The organism is Streptomyces sp. SID11385, from assembly GCF_010548245.1.
Classification (GTDB): domain Bacteria; phylum Actinomycetota; class Actinomycetes; order Streptomycetales; family Streptomycetaceae; genus Streptomyces.
The window spans coordinates 1-259 of the sequence record NZ_JAAGLR010000336.1 but is presented as its reverse complement, the minus strand read 5'-3'; the positions used below and the strand labels follow the sequence as shown (position 1 = coordinate 259).

The following is a 259-nucleotide window of genomic DNA, read 5'->3' as shown; positions in this document are numbered from 1 at the left end:
ACGACCCGGCCAAGGCTGCCAAGCTCCTCGACCAGGCGGGCTACAAGCTCAAGGGCGACCAGCGCGTCGGCAAGGACGGCAAGCCGCTCGACCTGCGCATCCTCTGCCACGCCACGGACCCGAACGACAAGGCGATCGGCAAGTACCTCAAGGAGTGGTGGGGCAAGCTCGGCATCGGCCTCAAGGTCGACTGCCTCGACGACGTCTCCGTGCCCTGGTACGCCGGTGAGTACGACCTCGCCTTCGACGGCTGGTCCGT

At 67.2% G+C, this 259-nt stretch carries 1 protein-coding gene; it reads left to right on the top strand.

All coding sequences use genetic code 11. The features are described 5' to 3' along the window. A partial coding sequence (locus G3I42_RS10145) for an ABC transporter substrate-binding protein (RefSeq protein WP_239096373.1) occupies positions 1-259 on the top strand: 259 nt, incomplete at both ends.